Source organism: Methanosaeta sp. UBA458 (assembly GCF_002496085.1).
In the GTDB taxonomy this organism is placed as follows: Archaea; Halobacteriota; Methanosarcinia; order Methanotrichales; family Methanotrichaceae; genus Methanothrix; species Methanothrix soehngenii.
Map to the genome: position 1 here is coordinate 7,176 of NZ_DAIK01000172.1, position 456 is coordinate 7,631.

Below are 456 nucleotides of genomic sequence, written 5' to 3' on the forward strand. Positions count from 1 at the left end.
GGTCCAAGCTCTTGGACGGCCTGGCCTGGATCTCCTGCGGTTATGGGGTTCGACCCAGATACACCGTATTCTTGAGCGGTTTTTTCATCCTGTTGTTCGCATTTCTCTACTGGCAGGGAATGGGAATTGTGGTGGAGCCGCTGAACGGATCTGAATACATCCAGGGGCAAAACGAGGAGCTCACTTTCCTGGACAATCTCTATTTCAGCGCTATGGTCTTTACCGCCAAGACCCAGGTTAAATGGTACCCAGTAGGAGTCTACCGCTACCTGGCCACATTGGAATCCATCCTGGGCTGGCTGCTCCTTGCATTATTCCTTGTGAGCCTGGGCCGGACGATGATCCGTTAGAGGGCCGGATCGATCCTTCCAGTCCCTGAAGAGAGTACCCATTGCCTTTGGCTGCCGCCGACAATGCATCCAAATTCTTTTGCATGATCACGGCAAACGTCGAGAA

At 53.1% G+C, this 456-nt stretch carries 1 protein-coding gene; it reads left to right on the forward strand.

What is annotated here, in order from left to right; all coding sequences use genetic code 11:
* Positions 1-350: hypothetical protein (locus tag BP822_RS12695; RefSeq protein WP_286878407.1), on the forward strand; the 350-nt coding region annotated here is incomplete at its 5' end.
* Between the last annotated feature and the right edge of the window lie 106 nt (positions 351-456).